General features: G+C 32.9%; 25 protein-coding genes and 1 riboswitch. Of the genes, 9 read left to right on the forward strand and 16 right to left on the reverse strand.

What is annotated here, in order from left to right; translation table 11 throughout:
* Positions 1-329 precede the first annotated feature (329 nt).
* The 9 genes from DW269_RS07880 to DW269_RS07930 all read right to left on the reverse strand — a co-directional run bounded on the left by DW269_RS07880 (position 330) and on the right by DW269_RS07930 (position 7,826).
* Complete coding sequence (locus tag DW269_RS07880; protein WP_117459269.1) at positions 330-1,658, reverse strand: ATP-binding protein; 1,329 nt, start codon at positions 1,656-1,658, stop codon at positions 330-332.
* A 212-nt stretch (positions 1,659-1,870) separates the two neighbouring features.
* Positions 1,871-3,172, reverse strand: coding sequence for a diaminopimelate decarboxylase (gene lysA / locus DW269_RS07885; protein WP_117459270.1), 1,302 nt, complete (start codon positions 3,170-3,172; stop codon positions 1,871-1,873).
* A 10-nt stretch (positions 3,173-3,182) separates the two neighbouring features.
* Positions 3,183-3,929 carry a 4-hydroxy-tetrahydrodipicolinate reductase gene (gene dapB, locus DW269_RS07890; RefSeq protein ID WP_117459271.1) on the reverse strand — a complete coding sequence of 249 codons (747 nt, stop codon included), beginning with the start codon at positions 3,927-3,929 and terminating at the stop codon, positions 3,183-3,185.
* A 1-nt stretch (position 3,930) separates the two neighbouring features.
* On the reverse strand, positions 3,931-4,830 hold the full coding sequence (dapA, locus tag DW269_RS07895) for a 4-hydroxy-tetrahydrodipicolinate synthase (RefSeq protein ID WP_006504655.1): 900 nt from the start codon (positions 4,828-4,830) through the stop codon (positions 3,931-3,933).
* A 1-nt stretch (position 4,831) separates the two neighbouring features.
* Positions 4,832-5,290 carry an ACT domain-containing protein gene (locus DW269_RS07900; protein ID WP_022424590.1) on the reverse strand — a complete coding sequence of 153 codons (459 nt, stop codon included), beginning with the start codon at positions 5,288-5,290 and terminating at the stop codon, positions 4,832-4,834.
* A gap of 72 nt (positions 5,291-5,362) precedes the next feature.
* A riboswitch (Lysine riboswitch) is annotated at positions 5,363-5,532 on the reverse strand.
* 15 nt (positions 5,533-5,547) lie between these two features.
* Positions 5,548-5,961 (reverse strand): hypothetical protein, encoded by a 414-nt coding sequence (locus tag DW269_RS07905; protein ID WP_117459272.1) that lies wholly within the window; start codon positions 5,959-5,961, stop codon positions 5,548-5,550.
* Positions 5,954-6,331, reverse strand: coding sequence for a VOC family protein (locus tag DW269_RS07910; protein ID WP_117459273.1), 378 nt, complete (start codon positions 6,329-6,331; stop codon positions 5,954-5,956). The genes DW269_RS07905 and DW269_RS07910 overlap by 8 nt, the downstream gene beginning before the upstream one ends.
* A gap of 315 nt (positions 6,332-6,646) precedes the next feature.
* Positions 6,647-7,513: a DUF4299 family protein gene (locus tag DW269_RS07925; protein WP_117459274.1), complete on the reverse strand. Its 867-nt coding sequence runs from the start codon at positions 7,511-7,513 to the stop codon at positions 6,647-6,649.
* A 4-nt stretch (positions 7,514-7,517) separates the two neighbouring features.
* Positions 7,518-7,826 (reverse strand): BRCT domain-containing protein, encoded by a 309-nt coding sequence (locus tag DW269_RS07930; RefSeq protein ID WP_117459275.1) that lies wholly within the window; start codon positions 7,824-7,826, stop codon positions 7,518-7,520.
* 49 nt (positions 7,827-7,875) lie between these two features.
* Here DW269_RS07930 and DW269_RS07935 point away from each other — a divergent pair, with 49 nt between their 5' ends.
* Both DW269_RS07935 and DW269_RS07940 read left to right on the forward strand, forming a co-directional pair.
* Positions 7,876-8,949, forward strand: coding sequence for a metallophosphoesterase (locus DW269_RS07935; protein ID WP_117459276.1), 1,074 nt, complete (start codon positions 7,876-7,878; stop codon positions 8,947-8,949).
* A gap of 152 nt (positions 8,950-9,101) precedes the next feature.
* Positions 9,102-9,767: a transcription antiterminator gene (locus DW269_RS07940; RefSeq protein WP_117459277.1), complete on the forward strand. Its 666-nt coding sequence runs from the start codon at positions 9,102-9,104 to the stop codon at positions 9,765-9,767.
* Between the two features lie 478 nt (positions 9,768-10,245).
* Here the strand turns inward: DW269_RS07940 and DW269_RS07945 are convergent, their stop codons facing one another.
* On the reverse strand, positions 10,246-10,449 hold the full coding sequence (locus tag DW269_RS07945; RefSeq protein WP_158546340.1) for a hypothetical protein: 204 nt from the start codon (positions 10,447-10,449) through the stop codon (positions 10,246-10,248).
* Positions 10,450-10,777: 328 nt separating this feature from the next.
* Between DW269_RS07945 and DW269_RS07950 the strand changes: the two genes are divergently transcribed.
* Complete coding sequence (locus DW269_RS07950) at positions 10,778-12,424, forward strand: ATP-binding protein (RefSeq protein ID WP_117459278.1); 1,647 nt, start codon at positions 10,778-10,780, stop codon at positions 12,422-12,424.
* Between the two features lie 279 nt (positions 12,425-12,703).
* On the opposite strand, the gene mnmE is transcribed toward DW269_RS07950, so the two are convergent.
* From mnmE to rpmH, 6 genes are all read right to left on the reverse strand, one after another.
* Positions 12,704-14,035: a tRNA uridine-5-carboxymethylaminomethyl(34) synthesis GTPase MnmE gene (gene mnmE, locus DW269_RS07955; RefSeq protein WP_022424775.1), complete on the reverse strand. Its 1,332-nt coding sequence runs from the start codon at positions 14,033-14,035 to the stop codon at positions 12,704-12,706.
* A gap of 2 nt (positions 14,036-14,037) precedes the next feature.
* A complete protein-coding gene (locus tag DW269_RS07960) occupies positions 14,038-15,369 on the reverse strand; it encodes an MATE family efflux transporter (RefSeq protein WP_117459279.1) in 1,332 nt (443 codons plus the stop codon).
* A gap of 62 nt (positions 15,370-15,431) precedes the next feature.
* Complete coding sequence (locus DW269_RS07965; protein WP_055232937.1) at positions 15,432-16,031, reverse strand: R3H domain-containing nucleic acid-binding protein; 600 nt, start codon at positions 16,029-16,031, stop codon at positions 15,432-15,434.
* 5 nt (positions 16,032-16,036) lie between these two features.
* A complete protein-coding gene (locus tag DW269_RS07970; protein WP_117459281.1) occupies positions 16,037-16,918 on the reverse strand; it encodes a YidC/Oxa1 family membrane protein insertase in 882 nt (293 codons plus the stop codon).
* A gap of 2 nt (positions 16,919-16,920) precedes the next feature.
* A complete protein-coding gene (rnpA, locus tag DW269_RS07975) occupies positions 16,921-17,259 on the reverse strand; it encodes a ribonuclease P protein component (protein ID WP_006504671.1) in 339 nt (112 codons plus the stop codon).
* A gap of 40 nt (positions 17,260-17,299) precedes the next feature.
* Positions 17,300-17,434 (reverse strand): 50S ribosomal protein L34, encoded by a 135-nt coding sequence (gene rpmH / locus DW269_RS07980; protein WP_006504672.1) that lies wholly within the window; start codon positions 17,432-17,434, stop codon positions 17,300-17,302.
* 532 nt (positions 17,435-17,966) lie between these two features.
* On the opposite strand from rpmH, the gene dnaA reads away from it, so the two are divergent.
* From dnaA to gyrA, 6 genes are all read left to right on the forward strand, one after another.
* Positions 17,967-19,319, forward strand: coding sequence for a chromosomal replication initiator protein DnaA (dnaA, locus tag DW269_RS07985; protein WP_117459282.1), 1,353 nt, complete (start codon positions 17,967-17,969; stop codon positions 19,317-19,319).
* Between the two features lie 138 nt (positions 19,320-19,457).
* A complete protein-coding gene (gene dnaN / locus DW269_RS07990; protein WP_117459283.1) occupies positions 19,458-20,561 on the forward strand; it encodes a DNA polymerase III subunit beta in 1,104 nt (367 codons plus the stop codon).
* Between the two features lie 171 nt (positions 20,562-20,732).
* A complete protein-coding gene (locus DW269_RS07995; protein WP_022424781.1) occupies positions 20,733-20,954 on the forward strand; it encodes an RNA-binding S4 domain-containing protein in 222 nt (73 codons plus the stop codon).
* Positions 20,935-22,029 carry a DNA replication/repair protein RecF gene (gene recF, locus DW269_RS08000; protein WP_022424782.1) on the forward strand — a complete coding sequence of 365 codons (1,095 nt, stop codon included), beginning with the start codon at positions 20,935-20,937 and terminating at the stop codon, positions 22,027-22,029. Before DW269_RS07995 ends, recF begins: the two co-directional genes overlap by 20 nt.
* On the forward strand, positions 22,030-23,955 hold the full coding sequence (gene gyrB, locus DW269_RS08005) for a DNA topoisomerase (ATP-hydrolyzing) subunit B (protein ID WP_117459284.1): 1,926 nt from the start codon (positions 22,030-22,032) through the stop codon (positions 23,953-23,955).
* A 14-nt stretch (positions 23,956-23,969) separates the two neighbouring features.
* Positions 23,970-26,417: a DNA gyrase subunit A gene (gyrA, locus tag DW269_RS08010; protein WP_117459285.1), complete on the forward strand. Its 2,448-nt coding sequence runs from the start codon at positions 23,970-23,972 to the stop codon at positions 26,415-26,417.
* The last annotated feature ends 111 nt before the right edge of the window (positions 26,418-26,528 follow it).

Genomic DNA, 26,528 nt, shown 5'->3' on the forward strand with positions numbered 1-26,528 from the left:
GGCAGGCATTGGTACATGTTTTTAATTTTTTCACCTGTCTACTTGACAGGGGCGGTTCAAGATAATATTGCTTTAGGTTATCTTATTCATCAATAGCAACATAACGACACTCATAATATGCTTTCTTAAGTCTATTATAATGTATACCTACAAAATAAAAGACTAGAAGTTAAATATAAGTAACCTCTAGTCTGTATGTTTATTTAATGAAGAGAAGAACAACACATTAATAGTCATAACTATTAATCGTTATTCACGAGCTTACCTTATGAATGTCTCAAGTCATAATGAATAACTTCTCTTCAGTGATGTGATATCACTTTTTAGTTCTATACTACAAAAGGTACAAGATAAAACGGTCTAAACAATAGACTATTCTCTTTGCCTATATCTTTTTGTGAAATCAAATATGACTTATTCACAATATTGGAATACTTCTTACAGAACTCATTGATTGATTCATGTTTTCCAATACCTGAAGATTTCACCTCAAATACTTTGATTTTACTTCCATCTGATATTAGAAAATCAACCTCATAATAATGCGAACTTCCTTTTTTATTCCAAGTATGATAATACAATTCTCTTCCTGATGCAGCAATCATCTGAGCCATTAGATTTTCATACAAATAACCAAGATTAATAGGCAACTTATCAGATAATAGTTTTGCATATATTTCGTTTTCTGTTGCTGGGCGATCAATAAACATAAGTGTGACAAACAAACCAGTATCCGCAATATAGAGCTTATAACTATCAAAATCTTTTGTATCTGCCAAACTCACTTTAGGGTCAGTTGTATTAAAACATGGTAGCACTGTCTTTGAATCAATCAACTCATATAATAATTCTTCACTTCTTACATTATTCTTCTTACCTATCGCAGTTGTTATGCGATATTTTTTTGTATCTTTTGCGAGCTGAGCAGGAATTGAATGATACATAGCTGATAATCTACCAGAAGCATCAATCTTCTTAAAATCTTCTTCATACAGATTAATAATCTGTCTTTTGACCATATCTATTTCTGAAAAGTTTTTACCATTTACATAGGCTTCTACAGCTTGTGGCATTCCTCCAACAGCCATATATATTCTCAAATCTCTCATTAACTTACGATTTGTAGCCTGACCAATGGCCTTACCCATATTATATATATCTTTCAACAATCCATAATTACTACCTGTGGCAGTACAGAACTCTTCATAGTCCATTGGGTAAATCTGAATCTTCATCTCCTCAGAAGGAATAAGAATATCCTTTACATTCTTCTTAATTGATATCAAAGATCCTGTTTCTAGATAACTATATCTACCATCTGCAACAAGATGTTTAATTGCTTGTCTTGCTTTAGGAAATAACTGTACTTCATCAAAAATAATAAGAGACTCATGTTCATATAATGTTATTCCTGTTTCAGCCTGCAATCTTAGAAAAAATATATTTAGATTACCTATATCATCAAAACATTCAAGAATATTATTTGTTGTCTTTGAAAAGTCTATCAAAATATATGACTTGTACTCATTCTTCGCAAAATTTTCCGCAATAGTTGACTTACCGACACGTCTTGCTCCCTCTAATAGAACTGCATATCGATCTGAATAATTATGCTTCCATTCAAGTAGCTTATCATACGCTTTTCTCTTAAAAAACATAGAATACCTCCTCACTTTTTTAAATATATATAACTTTCTTCAATCTTATTATCTGTCAAAATGGTACTTTCTTCAATCTTTTATTTGCAAAAAATGTGACTTTCTTCAATCTTTTTTTAGCCCAAAATGGTACTTTCTTCAAACTTTCAGTAATTATATTATATATATTTATATGTAAAAAAAAGGGGATAGCATCAGCTATCTCCTCATCACTATTCTTCATCAAATAAAACTAAATCATCAAATGTCTGTCTTCTTACAACGATTCTTGATTCACCTTCATAAGTGAATACTACAGCTGGTTTAGGTAACTGGTTGTAGTTAGAAGACATAGAGTAGTTATATGCACCTGTAGAGAATACTGCAAAAATATCTCCTGGCATAATATTAGCTGTAACTGGTAGATCCTTAGTAATCATATCAGCACTTTCACAGATCTTACCTACAACTGTTACAGTCTTAGTCTTTGTTTCTCCTGCTTTATTTGCAACAATACCATCATATTTCGCATCATATAAAGGTGTACGGATATTATCAGACATACCACCATCAATAGAGACATAAGTACGTACATCAGGGATTTCTTTAATACATCCTACTGTATAAAGAGTAATACCTGCATTACCTACAACATAACGTCCTGGTTCAATCATAACAGCTGGACGTTCCCAACCATGACTATCATATTCATTATAAATAACTTTCATGATTTCTGATGTAATAGATTCAAAATCAAGTGGTTCATCCTGTTTAGTATAAGCAATACCATAACCACCACCGGCATTAATCTTACTTGTTACAACACCAAATGTATTATAGATTTCATTCACAAACTTCATGAATTGAAGCATTGCATTCACATAAGCGAATAAATCAAATACCTGAGAACCGATATGACAATGAATTCCTTCATATTCGATATTATCAGACTCTAAGATTTGCTGAATAGCTTTTAAATAGATACCATAATGAGAACTAAAGCCAAACTTAGTATCCTTATGACCAGTCATAATATAGTTATGACCACCAGCTTTAATACCAGGGACAATTCTTAAAGTTGCCTTTACTTTCTTACCTAGCTTCCCTGCAATCTTTTCACAGTTTTCAATTTCATAAAAGTTATCTACTACGAAATGAGTCACATCATGGCTTAATGCATATTCAATTTCTGAAGGAAGCTTATTGTTTCCATGGAAGTAGATCTTATCTGGATCAAATCCAGCACGTAATGCGATACTGATTTCTCCTGCAGATACGCAGTCAATTCCAATACCATATTCATTTGCAAGCTTATAGATAGCAAGACAGCTAAAAGACTTAGAAGCAAATAATGGAAGTGCCTTTTCATACTTATCCATGAACTTTGTCTTTAATTCATTCATCTGATGTCTAATATGACCTTCACTCATAACATAAAGTGGTGTGCCATACTGCTTTGCGAGATCAGATGCTTTAATACCGTCTATATATAAATCATTGCCTTTTATATCAGCAAACTGTGTCTGTAATACCATACCATTCCCCTTAATATAATGTTTTTAAATCAAATAAACCTTTGTCTTTATTCATTAATGCCTTTAATGCAGCAACAGCACCATTCGCAAATACTTCTTTAGAAAGAGCTGTATGCTTTACTTCTACGATTTCATCCTGTCCTGCAAACATTACTGTATGTTCACCAAAGATTGTCCCACCTCTTATAGATGAAATACCTACTTCATTTCTTTCTCTCTTACGATGAATAGAATGACGATCATAAGTAGGTTCTAATGAATCATCTAAAGCATTATTAATACCATCATATAACATCACTGCAGTACCTGATGGTGAATCAATCTTCTGATTATGATGTTTTTCCATGATTTCAATATCAAAATGATGTTCAAAGAATTCTTTCGCAAATTCACTCACCATCTTATTCATCATAGCCACACCATAAGAAGTGTTATAAGACTGGAAGAGGGCAATCTCATGAGATGCTTCTTCAATCTTCTTTAAGTCTTCTGCACTAAAGCCAGTAGTAGCGAATACAACTTTACACTTATTCTTTAATGCATAAGATAGAATACTATCTAGATTGGCAGGATGAGAGAAATCAATAATGGCATCAATATCATCCTGTACTTCATCTAATGACTTATATGCAGGTACTTCTGGCTGTACATCAAACACTGGAGATACAACAGCAGCTAATTCTAAATCTGAATCATTCATTACTGCATGGGCTACTTTCTTACCCATTAAACCATAACCATATACTAATACTTTCATCTTAATAACCCTTGCTTTCGAATTCTTTCATTGCATCAAATAATAACTTCTTATTTTCTTCTGTGGTTGGAATAAGAGGCTGACGAAGCATATCACTTTCAATAACACCCATATGCTTTAAAGCAGCCTTAGGCATGATTGGGTTAACATCAATAAATAAATATTTAGAAACATCATTTAAATCATAAGCCATCTTTCTAGCAAGTTCTAGATCACCCTTTAATGCAGCCTGGGCAAACATTTCTGTTTCTCTTGGATAAAGGTTAGATAATACTGAAATAACACCTTTACCTCCTGCTGCGATAAATGGAAGAATATTATCATCACATCCAGAATATAAATCAAAGTCCATATCCTTAGTACGTGTTAATACTTCCATTGCATATGCAATATCATCTGTTGCATCTTTCATAGCAACAATATTAGGAACCTTTGCAAGTTCTACTACTGTATCTACACTGATCTTCATACCAGTTCTACCTGGTACATTATACATAATAAGTGGTAAATCACTTGCAGCAGCAACAGCCTTATAATGTTCAATTAAACCTCTCTGAGAAGTCTTATTGTAGTAAGGTGTTACAACTAAGTTTGCGTCAGCACCTGCTTCAGCATTAAACTTAGCCTTTCTAATAGCTTGTGCAGTATAGTTAGAACCTGCACCTACAATAACCTTTACACCTGTACCCTTAGCCATTTCTACTGTAATCTTAGTGAGTTCAAATTCATCTTCAATATCAATAGTTGCAGGTTCACCAGTAGTTCCGTTGACAAGTAATGCTTTTACACCACCATCAATCATTCTCTGTACCTGTCTCTTATAACCTTCGTAATCAATACTTCCATCTTCAAACATTGGTAATACCAATGCAACACCTGTACCTTCAAAAATTGGTTCCATTTTATGCTAATTCCTCCTGAATCTTTTCTAATGCTTTCTTTAAATATTTCTTTTCTATAACATATGAAATAGATACTTCACTTGTTGTCACTTGAGCAAATGGGATCTGGTTATCACCTAGAACTTTGAATAACTTACTTGCAAAACCGACTTCATTTTCCATATGACCTTCTACAACAAGCTTACCTACATTCTTAGATGCAAATACACCAATACGGGGGTGATTCTTTTTAACTTCTTCAATAGCCTTGTTTAAAGCACTCTGTGCTTTTGCATCACATGTGAAATCAATACGCATTTCATCTTCTAGCATGACTGATGAGATCATATCGATGTTCACACCTTCACGACTAATTGTTTCAAACACATCAGCCACAAAAAGAGGATTCTTTTCAACATTCATTAACTTCACTTGAATAATGTCTTCTTCAATCTCTAATCTTGTAATCACACTGTTCATCTTCATCATCTCCATTTTTTAATAAAAAAATATTGCAATGGGGCCATTGCAATATAATTAGTAGTCTTCATTATATTCAATAGCGCACCACAAATATTTTGTGACAGTGAATAAGATCTTCTCTTATCCCCCAGATAACAGTTCATATACAGTTCCCTGTCTCTTCGGCATTTGCTCCCCCTTCATTATCTGGCTGTATCCATTAATAACGAATTCTTAACGCATGCACCTCTATTTGCCAACATAATAACATATTATCAATCATAAAAAAAGTGATTTTCTTCTAAATAGTGCATATATTCTTTGATCCAGGGACTATCTATTGCATATCGCTGAAGCATTAATACAACTTCCTGTCCTTGGTACATGAAGCGCATCTCTGATTCAGCCCCTTTCTTTTTCACTTTAAAATCTGTCACAAAACGATAATCAAAGAAGTAAACACCATCTAGAAACTTCAGATTATCATATTGCATAAAGGTAATTCCCTCACGTTCAAAGCTTAATACATAGAATTCTGTTTTCTTGCTTACTATATGACCTAACCACATTGTGAAAGCTGTCTTTTTCCAATCTACTTCATATTTCGTATGCGCAAAGGCTACATTATTATGAAATGAGATTCTTGATAAACGAATGTAATCTTGTAATAATTCTTCTCTCTTATTCATGGATTTCTAAAGGCAATTGATCAGGATCTTTAAAAAATGTCATTTTCTTGCCTGTAAATGTGTCGAAACGGATTGGTTCTGTTTCAATACCTAATGCATTTAATTCTTTGACTGTTTCTTCTACATCTTCTACCTTGAAAGCCAGATGTCTAAGTCCTGCTGTTTCAGGGAAAGGATGTAGTGGGGCATCTGGTTTAATAAATATTTCTAACTCCATATCTCCAAGTTGAAGATCTAACTTGATATCCTGTTTATCCTCTCTCTTATTTTCTCTAATAATATTAAATCCAAGCTTATTGACATAAAAGTCAATTGTTTGATCATAATCTTTTGTAATGATCGCAATATGATGTACTGTGTCTAATCTCATAACAACACCTCCTGTTACTATTATATCATTGACATCGTGAACTACCTCGACTTAATACTCCGTATTTGAAGTCAAGGCTTCTAGGATGCTTACGCATCCGTTTAAGAAGATTGATATTTAAGTCTCCACCTATTGCTAGGCAATCCTTATTCTTATAGGCGTGTCCACTTCGCCTCTACTGTATAGGATGTTTACATCCACAACGCTACTTTTACGCATGATATTTAATGCACCATTCACATCTGCCTGTTTTTAGATAAATGGAAACATAGTACTTTACTTTCTATTCTTCTAGGTACAATAACTTATATGTTTCTAATCCAGACTGTGTTCTAGTCTTTTCATGACCTCTAATGGGAGATTATTCACGAGTACAGTATTACCATCATAATAGTTGATGTAATCTGGTCCTAATGTAAATATACGTTCAAAAGGAATCGTACCCAATGATCTTTCTTCTGTTGTAGAATAAAGAGCTATTTCATAATAATCACATTCTAGCTTCTCACCTGTTTCAGGATTCTGATACCCTACAGGTACCCATGGTTTATTAGGGAGTAAAGTAGGGCAGTCTTCAGTTAATGCATAGATGCCTTTAATACCCTGATCTGTCTTAAAGAATTGTGGTTTTGCATAATAATAGTCATGACTTTGAAGTTCATGCATCCATGAAGAGAATAGATGTGGATTAAGAATAAACTGTTCTGCTTCATCCTTACCAATCACTAATGGCCACATAGTACTCATTAAAGTAAGTGAATCTGTTTCACCATTCACAATCTTTTCTGATACTTCTTTAATAATACGATGATTGAAAGCAAGAAGATCATCTTCCTGTGATAAGTACTCATCTATATCTTCTTCTATACCATCAATAGTAACGCTGCATTTCCAATAGTCAGTAATTCTTCTTAAGCAGTTAAAGAAAGAACGCATTTCATCTGTAGTAGTAGGATTGAGTAAGCGTAGGTTTAATTCATTCTTTTCTTCTTCATCCCATGAAATATGGAAACCTCTTCCGATAGAATTTGGATTATAGAAGATCATATTACCTTCCTGGTCATCACCCACCATTCTCATACCATCATTGATTCCAAAAGCTAATTCATCACCGACTATGACATCTAATGGAATAGTTTTTTTAAATAAACCCTTCTGTTTAATACATACATCAATAGACATCTTTCTATCCTCCTATGCATCTCATGAAGTCTTCTTCTGAGATAATCAAAATCTTTTCATCCTTCTCTCTTAAGTCTAAACCTTTTCTAATCTTAGTGCCATACTGACCATACTTCCATGTTTTACTTTTTTCTCCACCGACAATTAAATAATCAGTAGCACGTGTAGGGGCACTTAATACAGTACCTCCATGACTATAAATATAGTGAACTACATCACTTCTTCTCATAGAAGTAAATAAACCAGTGACCACAAACTTACCTGTCAAATCTATATCAAATATTTCATCAAAAGCGAAAGGGTAAATATTCATAACTATTCCTCAAAAAAAGATATACAATATATGTAGGAGGTTTTTCATAATGGTTAAAATCCTAAACATCGCATTATATATCATATTCATTCTTATACCAACATTGTATTTTATATGGCTATTAAAACATGAACACCTGATTTTTAAAACATTTGTGGTTGTCATGGCTATTCTTTCTACAATCGGTATATTACTTAAATTTAACTTTAAACCATATAATCATATCTTTACCATGTTCATACTAGTGTGTCAATTTCTCACTATGTATATTTATATTCTTTTTATATGTGTTTATCTGTATCGTTTCTCTTTTAAATTTGTGAAACGAAGACCATATCGTTTTGGGAATATCGTAGCGACTATGATTGCGATTACTCTTACAATCTCTGGTTTCCATTCTCATTATAATAAGAAAGAAGTCATCTACCATGTCACTGTTCCTAAGACATCTTCTGTATCACAATTAAAAATCTGTTTAGTCAGTGATCTACATCTTAGTTCTGGTACTTATATGAGACAGGTAAGAAAACTTGTAAAAACAGTGAATAATAAGCATTATGATCTTGTATGTTTTGCAGGAGATGTATTTGATGAAAATACACCCGATGCATTAATGAATCGTTCTTTACAAAAATTCAAGAATATGAAGAGTACTTATGGAACATACTGGATATCTGGTAATCATGAATATTATGGTAAACATACAGACTTTAATGTCTTTGAAAAATACAACATACACTTTCTAAAGAACACCTATGAAACTGTAGACAATACTTTTAATATTGTCGGCTTTACAGATAAGACATCTCGAGATCACTATGATATCAATCAAGTCATTAAAGGTATGAATACTTCTTTACCTACTATTACACTAGACCATAATCCTGAAAGATTTGATCAGCATACATATTTCACCGATCTTCAATTATCTGGTCATACACATAATGGTCAGATTTTCCCAGGTAATATTATTCTTCATTATTACTATCAGAATTCATATGGTTTATCCCATTATAAGAACCATTATCTTCTTGTATCTGGTGGTTATGGTTCATGGGGATTCCCTTTTAGACTAGGTACACAATGTGAATATGACACTATTTATCTCACCATGAGAAAATAGTTTTACAAGAAATACACCTTTTTGTACAAAGCATGTAAACGGATTCATAAATTCGCGGAAATTAACCTCTTTTGGTGTACAAATCTAAAAATAAAGATAGACAAACCGCTTTCTTTCCTATATGATAAGGGCACAAAGAGGTAGTGAAAAAAATGGTCATGGAATTAGAAGAAAAATTTAAATTACGCAAAGCAGAAATCTTTGCGACAATCAAGAAGTATGTGACTGAAGCAAAAATGGATATCTCAGATACAGTTATTGAAAACTTATCTATTCATCTTGCTTTATCAATTACAAGAGAATTATCTGGATCTTATATCGAAATGAGTTCATCTCAGATTGAACAATTAAAACAAGCCAACACTTATCAGATTTCACAGTTAATCATCTATGATTTATCTAAGAAATATGATGTAAAAATTTCTGAAGACGATATTTGTTATTGTGCGATGTATTTATCAAACATGACATTATTAGATTTAGACTTCTTTAGTGAATGCGATATTATTGATCAGGAAACTGAAAGCATTACTTTAGAAGCCGTACAGGAAATCAATAACCGTTTAGGATTAAATTTAAAGAAGAATGATGATTTCTATCAGGGATTATCAATGCATTTCTATCCTGCAATTCAGCGTTTAAAGAATGATGAACAGCTACAAGATAATGTATTAGCTGACAAGATTAAAACTGAAAATGAAACAGAATATAAATGTGCAATGATTTTAAATGATGTTGTAAAGGAACATTATCATAAATCATTTAATGAAGATGAATTGGCTTATATAGCATTACATTTCGGTACAGCATTAAGATAACATTAAAGGGAACCATATCAATAGTAGATGGACCTAGGAGATAGCGAAAGCTATCTCCTTTCTTTTTATGTAAATCCTCTTTTTCACACGATGAAACGTATTTTAAATTTAGTAGTATCTGTCGTGGCAAGTGTTTTAGTTTATTACATCTACAAATGGTTGGACAAAAAATTTAAACGATAACCAGCCTAGTGATAAGTACACTCTAAAGAACTATAAAAGGTAAGGAGTACCATTCCTTACCTTTTCGTTTTGATGTTAATTGCATTCCAATTTGCAATCAAATTATAGCATCTAGTATTTTAATATGCAAGTTGGTTTCAAAATTCAATTTTAGGTTCTTTGGAAATCAGCATCCCCATAAGAAATACTTTCGAAAAATAGCTGAATTCTAGACAAAAATTCATACTTTTATTTGATTTGTTCGAAGGTAGATACACCTTATCAGTACGGCTCCTACCGACATAAGTGTAGGGCGTTAAAGTATGGAAGAATATGAATCCTTCCTATATTCTGGACATGATTCTTTATTAGGATATCCATTCAATTTATATTGAATCCATTGATCAAAATCAGATAGTTTTAATTTTACAGCAATCAAATGCGCATTTCGTAATACATTAACAATATCACAATTTGGTGGAAGAATTTCTTTTTGTAAGTCTAAAACAATACCTGCCATATTATTCACTATCCTTTTCAACTTTATAAGAATCTTTGTCTTCTGCAATCATAAGAGTAGAGTGGTTATGCACCAAATTAGTATAATGCACATTATCCGATTCTTCTGCGGTAAATGATCCACCAGCATTAACATTACATCTCTATCTTCACTAAAATAAAGCATAACCTACATGCTTGTAAGCTAAGAAATCTGATGTTAAGCTTAGTTTGATGATCTAGTAGCAACATTTTTCTTAAACTTTGCGTTTATCTTTAGTTTATTTAAAGAAAATTCTTAATATCTTGAGTATATATTAGTGAACAGAAAATTAAGGCAGGTACTTTGAATGAGAATAAATGATCTAGTAGGTGAAACAACAGAATATGACAAGAAATTAAAGGTTGAGTTGAGAAAACCAAAAAGCTGGTGTAAGAGTATTAGTGCTTTTGCGAACACATTAGGTGGCGCTTTAATCTTTGGAGTATCTGATGAAAATGAAATCATAGGATTAGATAATCCAGTTAAAGATGCAGAAAAAATTAGTGAAATAATCAAAACTAAGTTAAATCCAATTCCTGAATTTAAAATGTCTTTTCGTAAAGTAGAAGATAATATTCTAATTATTTTAGAGGTATTTAAAGGTGATGAAACGCCTTATTACTATTATAATGATGGATCTTTAGAAGCTTATATACGAATTGGAAATGAGAGTGTTAAAGCCTCTCCTACGGAACTTCAAAGATTAGTATTACGAGGCCGTAATAAATCATATGATTCACACAAATCTATGTATAAAATAAGAGATTATTCTTTTTCAAAACTAAGAGAAAGATATAAGAAGTGGACAGGTTATAGTTTTGACGAAAAGAACTTAATATCATTTGGATTGGCTGATGAGGAAGGTTATCTTACTATAGCTGGTTCTTTAATTGTAGATGATAGCCCTGTACATCATTCAAGATTATTTTGTACAAGATGGAATGGTTTAAATAAAAGTAGTGGTGTTTTAGATGCACTAGATGAAGCAGAATATGAAGGTAGTGTTATTTCTTTAATAGAAAATGGTGAAGCTTTCATAAAAAGAAATGCGAAAATGATGTGGAGGAAAACAGCTAATTCCAGAGAAGAAATGCCAGATTATGTAGAACGTAGTTATCATGAAGCATTAGTAAATGCAATAGCACATAGAGATTATCTTATTTATGGCAGTGAAGTGCATATTGATATATATGATGATCGTATGGAAATATATTCTCCAGGTGGTATGCCAGATGGTTCTATTATTCAAGATAGAGATCCTTTGACAGTACCTTCTACTAGGAGAAATCCAGTACTTGCAGATATATTTAATAGATTAGGTTATATGGAACGAAAAGGAAGTGGATTTGCGAAAATAATAGATAACTATGCATTTCAAATTAATTATAAAGAAGACAAGAAACCATATTTTAGGTCTGATAGGTATCAATTTACTGTTATTATGCCAAATCTTAATTATAGTGATAAAAAGGAAGACAGTTTAAATGACCAAAATAGGACTGATGACACAATAAATGTTCAAAAAGGCGCTGATGACATAATAAATGACACAATAAATGTTCAAAAAGGCGCTGATGACATAATAAATGACACATTAAATGTTCAAAAAGGTGCTGATGACATAATAAATGACACAATAAATATTCAAAAAGATGCCGGTGACATAATAAATGATCAAGATGCCACCAATCACAAAATAAATACTCAAGATGGTACTGATAACATAATAAATCATCAAAGTGATGTGAAAGATGAGATAGAAATAACTATGGAAGAAATAAAAATACTAGAAATAATGAAAAATAAACCAGACATTACAATTAAACAATTAACAGTAATATTGTCAGGTATTAGTAATAGAACAATTACAAGAAATATTGTTATGTTAAAGAAAAAAGGACTTTTAGAAAGAGTTGGTTCAAGGAAAAAGGGTTATTGGAAGGTTAAACGTTAAATTAAAGGAGGAAAAAAAACTTGCTTCATTTGTACTTACCATAGACCTATGAGACAATCTAATTATACTCATTCCATTCATCTGCTTTAATAAACCTTTAATAAAAACAGCTGAATTCTTGACAAAAATTCATAATTTCATATAATTTATTCGAAGGTAGAAATACCTTATCAGTACGGCTCCTACCGCCACAAGTGTAGGGCGTTAAAGTATGGAAGGGAGAAAACCTTCCTTTTATTTTCAATAGAAAAATCCTCTAGGACATACCTAGAGGATTTTCTATTTCCCTATACAAAATCTCTTAAACAATTCATCAAGTAAATCTTCTTTAGCCTGTTCACCTAAAATCTCTTTTAAGTTCTCCCAGCTATCATATAAATCAGTCACAATCAAGTCTGTAGGAATACCATCCTCCATTGCCTGAATCGCAACATTTAATGACTGTGAAGCTTTCTCTAGTAACTGTACCTGTCTTTGATTCGCAAGTACCTGTGCCTGAGAATTAGTAATAGCACTAAAGTCAAACTCATCTTTAATATGTTGAATGAGTTCATCTATATGATTCTCTTTAGCACTAATATGAATACCTTCTGTATCAATCACACAGCCCTTATCAGACTTATTGATTAATACAATTCTATTTAATCCTTCAGTACGTTCTAATAGTTCCTTATCTTCTGCCTCTATTGGTCTAGAACCATCTAATACAACCAGTACTAAATCAGCCTGATCAATCAAAGATAAAGACTTCTTAACACCCATATGTTCAATCTTATCTTCTGTTTCTCTAATACCTGCTGTATCAATCATATTCAATACAATATCATTTAAACGAATAGAACCTTCTACTACATCTCTAGTCGTTCCTGCAATATCGGTTACGATGGCTTTATCTTCTTCTAATAATGCATTCAATAAACTAGACTTACCTACATTAGGTTTACCTACAATGACAGTAGAAATACCATCCTTTATTAAATGCATATTTTTAGAACGATCAAGAATATCATCCATCTTCTTTCTTAAAGATACAGAACCAGGTAACAGCTTTTCAGCTGTCAATTCTTCTATATCTTCATATTCTGGATAATCAATGTTTACTTCAATCTGAGTAATAATCTTAATCAGGTCTTCTTTTAAGTCTTTAATGAAGTTTGTGATATTCCCCTGTATTCCTTTTAATGCTAGTTTAGCTGCCTGATCATTATTAGCTGTAATTAAATCACTAATCGCTTCTGCCTGGGATAAATCAATACGTCCATTTAAGAATGCACGCTTAGAGAATTCTCCATGCTCGGCCATTCTAGCCCCTTTCTTTAAACATAAAGAAAGAACTTTATTCGTAATAAAGACACCACCATGACAGTTAATTTCTACCATTTCTTCACCAGTAAATGTATGTTGTCCACGATAGATAGAAATAAGTACTTCATCTACTTTCTCTTCACCATCTACAATATAGCCATAAGAAATAGTCTGAGACTTCTTATTTAGATTACCTGTAAAGAAGCTTTGAACAAAATCAATACATCCTTTACCCGATATACGAATAATAGAAATAGCGGCTTCTAATCGAGATGTCGCAATAGCACAAATAATATCATCATTCATCGTCATACCTCCTTAAGTGTTCTTTTCTTATACTTATAGAACCAAATAAAATTAACCAGACCTTTAATAATACCTGAGAAAGAAATAACCCACCAGATACCATTCAAATGGAATGTATTTAATATTAATAAAATAGCTGGAATACGTCCTAAAGTGAATATAATGCTGGTGATAGAAGGAGGAATTGTTTCTCCTAATCCACTAAAGGCTCCAGAAATCATTAATTCTAGAATCATAAATGTTTCAGATAGACCTACAATACGTAGATAGTTTTCTCCAATTTGAGTTACCATTAAATCATCAGTAAAGAAGCCATAAATCACATGAGGGAAGAAGACCATCAAGCTTGTACATACAATACCCCATAGTATAGAGAATACCAGCATTGTACGATATCCTTTTTCTACACGATCATACTTACCAGCTCCATAGTTCTGACTAATAAACGCATTAATAGATGTCTGGAATCCAGTTGCCATACACCAAGAAATATTTTCTACTTGTGTACCTACCTTCTGTGCTGCAACAGCTGCATCTCCAAACTCAGCTACAAAAGCAGCCACTACCATTGAACATACAGAAAATAACATGCTCTGTAATCCTAATGGAAAACCAATTCTAAGTATATTCTTATAATAAAACTTTGAATAAACCTTCTTCAATGAAATATGTTTAAGTAATGTATTCTTCTTAAAGTTATGTCTCATAAATAATAGGAATACAGAAACTTGAGCTAATACTGTCGCAAGTGCTGCACCTACAACACCTAGATCACATACAAAGATAAAGAATGGGTCTAGGATAATATTTAACAACAAACCAACACTATTACACTGAAATGGTGTCTGACTATCACCTGAGGCATTTAGAATACCAGTCATAATAATATTTAAGAAGTTAAAAATGATCAAACCACATGTAATACGTAAATAGTTAATAGCTTGATGAATAGTACCTTGTGATGATAAACCAAATAAACCAATAAAAAAGCCTGAGAATACAACAGTACAGAAAGAGAACAATAGTGCGAATATAATCCCTAACTGAATCGCAGATGAAGCATAATCTGTAGCTGCTTCTTGTTTACCTGCTCCTAATGAATGTCCTGTTTTAACTTGTCCACCCTGTGTCGCAATCATTGCGAGTCCCTGCGATAACCAGCTAAACATACCTGCTACACCAACTGCTGCAATAGAGGAAGCACCAAGCTTTCCAATCCAAAGCATATCAATCAGTGCATAAGCCATTTCTAGAAATGATGTACCAATAATAGGTAGTGTTAATTTTATAAGAAGAGGGACAATACGTCCTTCTAATAAATTCAATTTTTTCATGCGCATCTCCCTTCCTATCCATTCTATCAAAAGAATGAAAAAAAAAGAAGGCAGAGCCTTCTTTAATCAACATAATAAATTTCTAAGTAACGGTTTTTACCTTCACCGTGTGACTGTGTTGCAAGATGTGGCATTTCCGCAATCACCTGATGAATGACTTTTCTTTCATCAGCTGGTAGAGGATCTAACTTCATATTGATCTTAGAATGTTGTACTTTCTTACCAAAACGTTTAGCCATTGCAGCAACCTTCTGGTATCTCTGTTCCTTATAACCATTGATATCTACAGAGATTTCAATACGCTGTTTGAACTGAGTATTCACAGCACTCTTAGTAATGAAGTTTAATGCTCTTAAAATAACACCATTCTTACCAATCACAACTGAGTTATTACTTGTTTCTACATTACAGTAGATACGATCATCCTGTTTGAAGACAGTAGTCTGTGTTTCGAAACCTAAAGAACTTAATGTTCTTTCTACGAACTGACCTACATATTCTTCAACCATAGATTCACACCATCCAGCAATAACAACTTTCTTACTGAATAATCCCTTATGAACTTCAACAACTTCATAATGGAATTCTTCTGGTGTAATACCTAAATCCTGACAAGCACGATTTAATGCTTCTTCTTCTGTTTTAGCTTCATAAGTATTCATAATGATTACCTAATTACATTAGTGTCTTTCTGATTTTCTTGCTTTTCAATATACTGAATCTGAATAAATACTGTTCTAACTACAGTAATTAAGTTAGTTGTAATCCAATAGAATGACATAGCTGTTGGCATGATTAAACCAAAGTAGATGATCATTAATGTCATTACGATATTCATAGTCTTCATCTGGTTCTGCTGAGCAGAAGGTTTATACTTCTTGTTTCTCTTCAACATTAAGTTGTTGATTTCAATAGCGAAGAACTGAGATAAAGCCATAACTAAAATAACAGCAATATAAATGAATTTACCACTAGTAATCTGAGATAAAGGTGTTAAACCTAAATTCATACCAAATGCCTGTGATGTATACAAGATCTGGATTCTCTGAACAGCACCATACATTGCGAACATGATAGGTAATGTTAAGAAAGTCCATAATGAACCAAACATAGAAACGTTATTTTTCTTATATAAGTTCATAATTTCATTCTGCATACGCATCTGACTAGTCTGATCATTCTTACCACGATACTTGTTCTGGATTCTTTCCATTTCTGGCTGAAGCATCTGCATCTTCTGTGTAGAAATAGTAGACTTGATCATAACTGGTAAGATAATCAAGTTGATAAGAATAGTCATTAAGATGACACCCCATAAGACATTACCTGTCCATGAAGTGATTAATAGGATTCCCTTTGCGATAGGAATTGTAAGAATAAAATCAAAAAATCCTGCTTTTAGTGACCATGGTGTTGATTCAGTGATAGCACGGCTTGCTAATAAATGACCGTTCTTGTCAACATTACTTGTACACCCTGTAAAAATGAACACTAAAGCAATCACCGCAAAGATCTTTAAGTACTTCTTTGTACGAGGATCTAATACCATTTTTACTTCTCCATTCTTTTTTTCATTTTTAAATATAGATTTTGAAGAGATTTCTTGTTCTGTTCAAAATCATTCTGAGAATAGGGTTTTCTAACAATCAGAATGTAATCATTATGGTCTTCTTTTGTGAACAATTCATGAACCATCATTCTCACTTGTCTCTTAGTCTTGTTTCTGGCAACGGCATTCCCTATTTTCTTACCGACTGATAAACCAATACGCATATGCTCTAGATCATTAGGATTCCAATATAATACAAACTCTCTATTCGCTACGCTTTTTCTTTTCTTTATAATGGTTTCAAATTCAGTACTTTTCTTTACACGTAACTCTTTTTTCATATTTCTTTTAGAAAAAAAACCACATTAAAGTGGATTTTTTTTAGGCAGATAATACTTTTCTTCCTTTTTTACGACGTCTAGCGATAACTTTACGTCCACCTACAGTTGCCATTCTAGCTCTGAAGCCATGAGTCTTAGCTCTTTTTCTTTTATTTGGCTGATATGTTCTTTTCATTCTTTTTACACCTCCAATATGTAGCTACTTTTTTTATACTACATAACATATGCAGTGTCATTATATGGGAAATACTATTTCAAGTCAATATTATTTATAAGAAATTTTGGCTTATATTCAACAGTTTTTGCTTCTTCACAGCTATTTTCCACACTTCATTCCCCATTGGAATTCATTCATTCACATATTGTGTAAAACGTTCATTTTTCTTCTATATAACATATTTTTTTATGTGCACAATATTATGAATAAGTGGTGAATAGAGGAAATACTGCACATATATTCACAATTTTACTCGTGCAAAGATAATTTTTAAATATTCTCAATATTTGTGAATAAGTGTGAAGAATTCAAAAAATCGTGTTAAGTTCACATTAAAAATGTGAATATCTCGTGAAAAATTATCTGAATAACCTATGAATAACTACTTATTCACTATTTTTTGTGCACATCCATGCTGTGAATAATCAATATTCACTAGTCATTAGTCACATTTTCTTTTATAATGAGGGGTGCAAAGGAAGGTGAATATATGGACAACTTAAAGCAGTTCTGGACAGAAACCCTCAATCGCTATGGAGAAAACAGTGACGATAAGATTGTATTCGACTCAATATTCACCCAGACAGAGGCTAAAGAACTGCAGAACAATGAATTAATTATTACTATAGAATCGGTTTTTAATAAGACCTTTATTGAGGATGCAAGTGAACAGCTTGCAGAATTCTTCTATGAAGTGTCAGGTATTAAAGCCACTATAAAGGTAATGTCAAACCAGGAATATGACAACATGAATAAGGCAAAGGCTCCTGTAGTAGAAGTTAAGGAAGAAGTAGAAGATTTTGATGATCATTTAAGTGCAGATCTTACTTTTGATAACTTTGTTGTGGGTAATTGTAATAGAATTGCTCAAAATGCAGCACTTGCTGTCGCATTAAAACCTGGTACATATAATCCTTTATTCCTTCATAGTAATTCCGGACTTGGAAAGACACATTTGTTGAATGCGATTGGTAACTATGTGAAAACTAAATTTCCAGGTAAACGTATTCTTTATACAAATGCAGAAGCATTTGTGAATGATTATGTAGAAGCTATTGGCAATAATACGATTGCGTCTTTTAATCGTCGTTATCGTAGTGTGGATATATTATTGATTGATGATATCCAGTTTATTGCGAATAAAGAGGGAAGTATGGAGATGTTCTTCAATATCTTCAATACTTTACAACATTCAGGAAAACAGATTGTTATTACGAGTGATAAACCTCCTGTAGAGCTAAAAGGGATGGAAAACCGCCTTGTTTCTCGTTTTAGACAGGGGTTAACAGTAACTATTGATAATCCTGAATTTGAAACAGCTAAAGCTATCTTAAAGAAAAAGATTGAATCACGTATGATTGATTATCCTATTGATGAAGAAGTATTAGATTTTATTGCCTCTCATTTCAATAAGGATGTTAGAGACTTAGAAGGCGCTATTACAACACTTCTATTCTATAAAGTAGTATGTGGACAAAATCTTGATCATATCAGCTTAGATTTTGCTTTAGAAGCATTTGATAATCCTGATAACACAACTACAATTACTAAAAAAGAAGCGACTCCTGACACAATTAAGGAAACAGTTGCTTCTTACTACAATCTATCAGTGACTCAGTTAACGAGTAAATCACGTACAAACAATATTATTACGGCAAGACATATTGCGATGTATCTTGTTAGAGAGCTCGTTCCTGATATTTCCTATATCCAGATTGGACAGGAATTTGGAGGAAGAGATCATTCCACAATCATGAAAGCTTGTTCTAAAGTTAAGAAGAAGATGAAACAGGATCCTAACTATAAAACAGCGATCAATGATTTAATGGAACGCTTAAGTTAAGCACACGTATGCACAACTTGTGCACCATCAAAAATGAGAATTCTTTTGAAATACTCAATAAAAACGCAACTTATGCACATTATGCACAGTATTATTATAATTATTCTTTAATTAATAAAATAAATAAAGGAGAAAAAAATGGATTTTAATATTAATAGACTTGTCTTATTAGATGCACTTACTAAGGTTTCTAGAGCTGTTTCCTTAAAGAGTCCTTTACCTATCTTAACAGGTATTAAGTTTGACTTATTAGAAGATGGTTTAGTATTGACTGCATCTGATAGTGATATCAGTATTCAAACTACAATTAATGAAGGTATTATTATTAACCAGACTGGATCTGTTGTTTTATCTTCTAAGTATATCTTAGAAATTATTCGTAAGATTGATGGCGATACAGTTCATATCCAGGTAGTAGATGGTACTTTAACTCGTATTACTTCAGAAAGTTCTTTATTTGATTTAAATGGTTCTAAGTCTTTTGACTTCCCACGTATTGATTTAAATAAGAATGGTAAACACTTTTCTATGAAGTCTTATGATTTCAAAAAGATTATTGAAAAGACTTTATTTGCTACAAGTGAACAAGAAACTAGACCCGTACTTACTGGTGTGAATTTCAAAGTAGATCAGCATAAGCTTGTATGTATTGCGACTGATAGTTATCGTTTAGCTCAGGTAAGCATGCCAATTGAAGATGATATTCAGTTTAATATTGTTATTCCTAAGAAGTCTTTAAATCAGATTATTCACATTATTGAAAAAGATGAAATGATTGATCTTTATGTATCTGATCGTAAAGTATTATTTGTGATTGGTCAGTATCTTGTATTAACTCGTTTAATTGATGGTACTTATCCTAATACATCACGTTTAGTAGAAGATCAGGGTTCTTATACTATGTCTATCAATAGTTCAGCATTACTTGGTGCTATCAGCCGTGCTTCTTTACTATCTGATGAACAGAGTAATATTGTAAAACTAACAATGTCTCCTGATGAGAATGTTCTTTCTTCTTATTCACAGGAAATCGGTTCAGTAGAAGAAAACCTAACAAAAGCATTCTATAAAGGTGAACCAATGACTATTTCATTTAGTGCAAAGTATTTAGCTGATGCGATCCGTTCTATTGGTACAGAAACTATTCAGCTACGCTTTACTGAAAAGATGAGACCTTTCCAGATTACTGGATTAGATGTAAATGATAACATCCAGGTTGTTCTTCCAGTAAGAACTTACTAGGTAAAATAAAGGGTCTATTCTCTTATTTGGGTAAAATTTGGCTTGTAATTGAAATTTGTAGGAAAATGAAGTTTATCTCTCCCTTGAAAAAAGGGGGCTATAAACTTCTTTTTTTTATGTTTTTGTGCTATAATGTAGAAAGCAAAATTAGCGCAAAGGATGTGTGATGAAATGAAAGAAGTCTTAATACATACTGAATATATTACTTTAGGTCAGGCTATGAAATTATGTGGAGAAGCACAAAGTGGCATTGAAGCAAAGATTATGATTCAGGAAGGTCATGTTCTTGTAAATGGAGAAGTAGACCGTAGACGTGGTAAGAAACTAAGAGATGGTGATGTGTTTGAAGTAGATCGTCGCCAGTATGTAATCCATGGAAATCAAAACGCTTAATCTGATTCAATTTCGTAATTATGAAAAGCAAACCTTTCATTTTCATCCACTGGTTAATATTATCATTGGGGATAATGCACAGGGTAAAACGAATATACTTGAAGCGATTTATCTCTTGTCTACTACAAGAAGCTTCAAGTCCCGTATGCTTGATGAATTGATCATGTTCGATCAGTCTTATACACGTGTGTCAGGTCATGTTGTAAATGGTACACGTCCGTACGATTTAAAGGTTGTCGTGTCTAAAGAAGGCAAGAAGGCTTTTATTAATGATAAGGCTGTGAGTAAGACAAGTGATTATCTGGGTTATTTTAATGTGATCTTATTTACTCCTCAGGATCTCCAGTTGATTAAAGGATCTCCTAAGATGAGACGAACTTTGATAGATACTGAGATTTCTAAGATTTCACCAATTTATATGTTTAACTTGAATAAATATAATAAATTGATGAAGGAAAGAAATAAGTACTTAAAGATGCTTCATGATGGACATAAAGAACCGGATATGTATCTAGAAGTACTGAGTGAGGAGATGGCAGAATTAGAAGAAGATTTGATTCAAAGACGTATGAAGTTCATAGAGTTGTTGAATGAGATCAGTGGGCAGATGTATGCTTATATTTCTGGTAAAGAAAAGCTTGTTTTGAGATATCATACGCAGTTCAAGGATATTTCAAAAGAGGGTATTCTTGATAAATATAAAAAGAATTATAAGCGAGATATATTCCAAGGGAATACTGTAGATGGTATTCATAAGGATGATTTAAAAATCTTTTTAGATGAGAATGATGCTGGTATGTTTGCATCCCAGGGGCAGCAGAGATCTATCATCTTATCGATAAAGATTGCGTTAGTAGAAATAGTAAAGATGCAGATAGGTGAGTATCCTGTCTTGTTGTTAGATGATGTATTGAGTGAGTTAGATGAAGAGAGAAAGATGAAACTTTTGAATCTGATTGATCATAAGGTACAGACATTTATTACAACAACGCATTTTGATTTAGGTTATCATCATTCACTAGATGATGCTTTGGTTTTAAGAATAGAGAAAGGAACGTTGAAGGAGGATAAGTAAATGGAAGAAAAAGTAGAACATTATGATGAATCCGATATTCAAGTCTTAGAAGGGCTAGAAGCCGTTAGAAAGAGACCTGGTATGTATATCGGGACAACGTCTGCAAGAGGTTTACACCATCTTGTATGGGAAATAGTGGATAACTCTATCGATGAAGCACTCGCAGGCTTCTGTAATAAGATCAGAGTTGTATTATTACCAGGTGATGTTGTAAAAGTCATTGATAATGGTCGTGGTATGCCTACTGGTATGAATGTGAAGACAGGTAAGAATACAATTGAAACTATTTTTACTGTATTACATGCCGGTGGTAAATTCGGTGGAGGAGGCTATAAGGTCTCTGGTGGTCTACATGGTGTAGGTGCCTCTGTTGTAAATGCCTTGAGTGAATGGCTAGAAGTTTATGTTCACCGTGAAGGACATATTTACTATCAACGTTTTGAAAATGGTGGAACACCTGTTGGTTCTTTAAAGGTTGTAGGAGATTGTGATCAGGAAGAAACAGGAACAACTGTAATATTTAAGGCTGATCCTGAAATCTTCACTGAAACAACAGTTTATGATTATGGTGTATTAAGTCAGAGATTAAGAGAACTTGCTTTCTTAAATAAAGGCTTAAAGCTTGTATTAGAGGATGAAAGATTAGATCCTGCAAAAGTAGATGAGTATCATTATGAAGGTGGTTTAAGAGAGTATGTCGCTTTCTTAAATAAGAATAAGACACCATTACATGATCGTATTATTGATTGTGAAGATACAATGAATGATATTTCCGTGGAAATAGCTATGCAGTACAATGATGGTTATCAGCCAAATATCTATTCATTCTGTAATAATATCAATACACACGAAGGTGGAACACATGAAGAAGGTTTCCGTTTAGCTTTAACACGTGTTATTAATAACTATGCAAAAAGTCACAACTTCTTAAAGGATAAAGATGACTCTTTAAGTGGTGATGACTGTCGTGAAGGTTTAACTGCGATTGTATCAGTTAAGCACCCTGATCCTCAGTATGAAGGACAGACAAAGACTAAATTAGGTAATGCGGAAGTAAGAAAGATTGTATCTACTATCCTTGCGAATGCATTGGATAAGTTCTTATTAGAAAATCCTGATACTGCGAAGATTATCATGGATAAAGTCACATTGGCTTCTAAGGCAAGAATGGCAGCGAAGCGTGCAAGAGAAATGACTAGAAGAAAGACAGCACTAGACGTCTCTAATCTTCCTGGTAAGCTTGCAGACTGTTCTTCTAAGGATCCAAGTGAATGTGAAATTTTCATCGTCGAAGGGGACTCTGCCGGAGGTAGTGCGAAATCTGGTAGAGATAGAAAGATTCAGGCTATTCTTCCTTTAAGAGGTAAGATCTTGAATGTTGAAAAAGCACGTTTAGAAAGAATTCTTGGTAATGCGGAAATTAGATCTATGATTACCGCATTTGGTACTGGTATTGGTGATGAGTTTGATATCAATAAACTACGTTATCATAAGATTGTCATTATGACCGATGCCGATGTCGATGGTGGTCATATTAGAATTTTAATGCTTACTTTCTTATATCGTTATTTAAAACCTTTAATTGAGAATGGTTATGTTTATGCTGCTCAGCCACCTCTTTATTTATTAAGACATGGTAAGGATGATCATTATTTATATAGTGATTATGAGTTAGATAAACTAAAAGAAGAACTTGGTCCTAATGCGAAATATACAATTCAGCGTTATAAAGGGTTAGGTGAAATGAATCCAGAACAGCTATGGGAAACAACTATGAATCCTGAAAATCGTGTATTAAATAGAATTCAGTTAGATGATGCAATGCAGGCTGATCAGCTATTTGATATGTTGATGGGTGAACGTGTTGAACCTAGAAGAGATTTCATTAGAGAAAATGCGAAGTATGTAGAAAATCTTGATATTTAAGGAAGGAGACAGTCATGGAACAAAGAGGTATTAAAGATATACAGTTAATAGGTGAAATGAAGAAATCATTCATGGAATATGCGATGAGTGTTATTGTGGCTAGAGCTCTTCCTGATGCGAAAGATGGTTTAAAGCCAGTACAGAGACGTATTATTCATGGTATGAATGAATTAGGCTGTTATAGTGATAAGCCTTATAAGAAGTCTGCCCGTATTGTTGGGGAAGTAATGGGGAAATATCACCCACATGGTGATATTTCTATTTATGAAGCCCTTGTACGTATGGCACAGGATTTCTCATATAGATATATGTTAGTAGATGGACATGGTAACTTTGGTTCTATTGATGGTGATGGCGCTGCCGCAATGCGTTATACAGAATCAAGAATGTCTAAGATTGCGATGGAAATGGTGAGAGATATCAACAAGGATACTGTTGATTTTGTCCCTAACTATGATGGTGAAGAAAAGGAACCTAATGTGCTTCCTTCTCGTATTCCTAACTTATTGATTAATGGGTCTACTGGTATTGCGGTAGGTATGGCAACAAATATTCCTTCACATAACTTAGGTGAAGTGGTTGATGCGATTCTTGCTGTTTCTAAGAACCCTGATATTACAATTACAGAGTTAATGGATAATTATATCCCTGGTCCTGATTTCCCTACAGGCGCTTATATTTTAGGCCGTGGCGCTATTAAGAAAGCGTATGAGACAGGGAATGGTTTGATTGTCATGAGAGCTAAAACTGATATTGAAGATATCGGTAGTAATAAGAAAGCAATCATCGTAACTGAATTACCATATATGGTGAATAAGGCACGTTTAATTGAAAAGATTGCAGCTCATGTCAAAGAAAAGAATATCGACGGTATTACAGAATTAAGAGATGAATCTGACCGTGAAGGTATTCGTATTGTGATTGAGTTAAGAAGAGATGTACAGCCAGAAGTTATTTTAAATCAGTTATATAAGTTAACTGCATTACAGACTACTTTTGGTGTCAACAATATTGCCTTAGTCAATGGTGAACCTAAGACACTATCTTTAAAAGAAATGATTAATGTTTACTTAGAACATCAGGAAGATGTGATTCGTAGAAGAACATTATTCGATTTAAAGAAGGCAGAAGATCGTGCACATATCTTAGATGGTTTAAAGCGTGCTATTGATCAGATTGATGCGATTATTAATTTAATTAGAAGTTCTCGTACAACAGAAATTATTCAGCAGAGATTAATGGATGAATTTGATATGTCTGAAAGACAGGCAAAGGCTATCCGTGAAATGCAGTTACAAAGACTAGCTGGATTAGAAAGAGAAAAGATTGAGAATGAATTAAATACATTATTAGAAACAATTGCAGATTTAAAAGATATTCTTGCGAATAAAGAAAGAATTATTGCGATTATTGATCAGGAACTTCTTGAAATTAAAGCGAAGTATGGTGATAAGAGAAGAACTGAAATCATTCAGGGTTCATTTGATATTGAAGATGAAGATTTAATTCCTGAAGAAGATGTAGTTATTTCTTTAACTAATAATGGTTATGTAAAACGTATGCCTATTGATACTTATAAAGCTCAAAATAGAGGTGGTAAAGGTATCAAGGGTATGAGTACAAATAATGATGATGTTGTAGATTCATTAATGAATATGTCTACTCATGATGATTTATTGATTTTTACTAACTTTGGTAAGGTATATCGAATGAAGGGATATAATATTCCTGAATTTGGTAGACAGGCAAAGGGGCTTCCTATTATCAACTTATTGAATATGGATAAGGATGAACAGGTAAAGACTATGATCTCTATTACACCTTCTGAAGTAGATGAATCACATTTCTTATTCTTTGTGACTAAGGATGGTTTAGTAAAGAGAACTGGATTACCTGAATTCGAAAATATCAGACAGTCTGGTAAACTTGCACTCACATTACGTGAGGGTGATGAATTAGTTGATGTTAAGTTAACTAATGGTAAGAGTGAAATTCTTCTTGCAGCCGCTAATGGTAAGGCTATTCGTTTTGATGAAAATGATGTGAGACCAATGGGACGTTCTGCAAGTGGTGTTAAGGGTATGAATGTAGATGATAGTCATATTATTGGTGTGACTACAAATACTGAAGGACAAAATATCTTAATCATTACTGAAAAGGGTTATGGTAAGATGTCACCACTAGAAGAATATCGTTTATCTAAACGTGGTGGTAAAGGTGTTAAGACTGTTAATATTACTGAGAAGAATGGTGAATTAGTCAGCATTAAAGCTGTAGAAGGCAATGAAGACTTAATGATCATTACGAATGAAGGTATTATTATCAGATTACCAATGGAACAGGTAAAGAGTGCTGGAAGAGCTACACAGGGTGTAAGACTTATTAAAGTAGGTGAAGGTGCTTCTGTTTCAAGTATTACAGTAGTAGATAAAGACTCTGAAGAAGAAACGACTGAAGAATAAGAAGTTGTCACATGACAACTTCTTTTTTTCATACTATAATAAGTCCTCAAAGAGACAAACTATTAAATGTCAATAAATAGTTAAATTTTCTAGAATTTATTGATTTTATAG

The organism is Catenibacterium sp. AM22-6LB (genome assembly GCF_003435615.1).
GTDB classification, from domain to species: domain Bacteria; phylum Bacillota_I; class Bacilli_A; order Erysipelotrichales; family Coprobacillaceae; genus Catenibacterium; species Catenibacterium mitsuoka_A.

What these genes read in the sequence shown, in the direction of transcription:
- DW269_RS07880 (WP_117459269.1), bottom strand. Translation starts at nt 1,658, where the DNA reads ATGTTTTTTAAGAGAAAAGCGTATGATAAGCTACTTGAATGGAAGCAT.
- lysA (WP_117459270.1), bottom strand. Translation starts at nt 3,172, where the DNA reads ATGGTATTACAGACACAGTTTGCTGATATAAAAGGCAATGATTTATAT.
- dapB (WP_117459271.1), bottom strand. Translation starts at nt 3,929, where the DNA reads ATGAAAGTATTAGTATATGGTTATGGTTTAATGGGTAAGAAAGTAGCC.
- dapA (WP_006504655.1), bottom strand. Translation starts at nt 4,830, where the DNA reads ATGGAACCAATTTTTGAAGGTACAGGTGTTGCATTGGTATTACCAATG.
- DW269_RS07900 (WP_022424590.1), bottom strand. Translation starts at nt 5,290, where the DNA reads ATGAACAGTGTGATTACAAGATTAGAGATTGAAGAAGACATTATTCAA.
- DW269_RS07905 (WP_117459272.1), bottom strand. Translation starts at nt 5,961, where the DNA reads ATGAATAAGAGAGAAGAATTATTACAAGATTACATTCGTTTATCAAGA.
- DW269_RS07910 (WP_117459273.1), bottom strand. Translation starts at nt 6,331, where the DNA reads ATGAGATTAGACACAGTACATCATATTGCGATCATTACAAAAGATTAT.
- DW269_RS07925 (WP_117459274.1), bottom strand. Translation starts at nt 7,513, where the DNA reads ATGTCTATTGATGTATGTATTAAACAGAAGGGTTTATTTAAAAAAACT.
- DW269_RS07930 (WP_117459275.1), bottom strand. Translation starts at nt 7,826, where the DNA reads ATGAATATTTACCCTTTCGCTTTTGATGAAATATTTGATATAGATTTG.
- DW269_RS07935 (WP_117459276.1), top strand. Translation starts at nt 7,876, where the DNA reads ATGGTTAAAATCCTAAACATCGCATTATATATCATATTCATTCTTATA.
- DW269_RS07940 (WP_117459277.1), top strand. Translation starts at nt 9,102, where the DNA reads ATGGTCATGGAATTAGAAGAAAAATTTAAATTACGCAAAGCAGAAATC.
- DW269_RS07945 (WP_158546340.1), bottom strand. Translation starts at nt 10,449, where the DNA reads ATGGCAGGTATTGTTTTAGACTTACAAAAAGAAATTCTTCCACCAAAT.
- DW269_RS07950 (WP_117459278.1), top strand. Translation starts at nt 10,778, where the DNA reads ATGAGAATAAATGATCTAGTAGGTGAAACAACAGAATATGACAAGAAA.
- mnmE (WP_022424775.1), bottom strand. Translation starts at nt 14,035, where the DNA reads ATGAATGATGATATTATTTGTGCTATTGCGACATCTCGATTAGAAGCC.
- DW269_RS07960 (WP_117459279.1), bottom strand. Translation starts at nt 15,369, where the DNA reads ATGAAAAAATTGAATTTATTAGAAGGACGTATTGTCCCTCTTCTTATA.
- DW269_RS07965 (WP_055232937.1), bottom strand. Translation starts at nt 16,031, where the DNA reads ATGAATACTTATGAAGCTAAAACAGAAGAAGAAGCATTAAATCGTGCT.
- DW269_RS07970 (WP_117459281.1), bottom strand. Translation starts at nt 16,918, where the DNA reads ATGGTATTAGATCCTCGTACAAAGAAGTACTTAAAGATCTTTGCGGTG.
- rnpA (WP_006504671.1), bottom strand. Translation starts at nt 17,259, where the DNA reads ATGAAAAAAGAGTTACGTGTAAAGAAAAGTACTGAATTTGAAACCATT.
- rpmH (WP_006504672.1), bottom strand. Translation starts at nt 17,434, where the DNA reads ATGAAAAGAACATATCAGCCAAATAAAAGAAAAAGAGCTAAGACTCAT.
- dnaA (WP_117459282.1), top strand. Translation starts at nt 17,967, where the DNA reads ATGGACAACTTAAAGCAGTTCTGGACAGAAACCCTCAATCGCTATGGA.
- dnaN (WP_117459283.1), top strand. Translation starts at nt 19,458, where the DNA reads ATGGATTTTAATATTAATAGACTTGTCTTATTAGATGCACTTACTAAG.
- DW269_RS07995 (WP_022424781.1), top strand. Translation starts at nt 20,733, where the DNA reads ATGAAAGAAGTCTTAATACATACTGAATATATTACTTTAGGTCAGGCT.
- recF (WP_022424782.1), top strand. Translation starts at nt 20,935, where the DNA reads ATGGAAATCAAAACGCTTAATCTGATTCAATTTCGTAATTATGAAAAG.
- gyrB (WP_117459284.1), top strand. Translation starts at nt 22,030, where the DNA reads ATGGAAGAAAAAGTAGAACATTATGATGAATCCGATATTCAAGTCTTA.
- gyrA (WP_117459285.1), top strand. Translation starts at nt 23,970, where the DNA reads ATGGAACAAAGAGGTATTAAAGATATACAGTTAATAGGTGAAATGAAG.